The following is a 568-nucleotide window of genomic DNA, read 5'->3' as shown; positions in this document are numbered from 1 at the left end:
ATTCATCACACGAGCGCCGCGGCGACGCGGGCGCGGCTGCGCGAGCTGGGCGCGCTTGGCTGACGGCGCGGGTGATGCGCGGCGATGCGGCGGCGCGGCGCGGCGCGCCGTCGCCGCGAGCCCGTTCGCGGGGACTTGCGCCGGGCGGTAAGGCGCCGGTGGCGGGCTTAAGAAAACGGGCGACGTGAATGGCGGCTCGAAAGCGCGATCGCCGACCGAACCTTCGAACCGCCATTCATGTCGCCGCGCTTGCGGTGCGGCGGCGGTTCGCGCCGCCCGTGTCGCGCGCGGCGGGCCGGCTGCCGCCGCGACGTGCGCGGCGCGCCGCCCGCGGAAAGCCGCCGCCGCGCGCGGCGCCGACGCCTGCGCCGGCGCACGCGTTCGCGCGCCGGCCGTTCGTTACCGGCTGATCGGCTTGTAGCGCAGACGCTTCGGCTTCGCCGCCTCCTCGCCGAGGCGCGCGCGCTTGTCGGCCTCGTACTCCTGGTAGTTGCCGTCGAAGAACGTGACCTGCGAATCGCCTTCGAACGCGAGGATGTGCGTCGCGATCCGGTCGAGGAACCAGCGA

At 74.8% G+C, this 568-nt stretch carries 1 protein-coding gene; it reads left to right on the top strand.

Going from position 1 to position 568, the window contains the following annotated elements:
- The coding region (locus ACU8YE_RS24095; RefSeq protein WP_446929878.1) for a hypothetical protein at positions 1-188 on the top strand (188 nt) is incomplete at its 5' end.
- Positions 189-568: the final 380 nt, after the last annotated feature.

The sequence above is a fragment of the Ralstonia sp. VS2407 genome (assembly GCF_052950655.1).
Note: the sequence above shows the minus strand (reverse complement) of the source record. Positions and strands in the feature narration are given on the sequence as shown.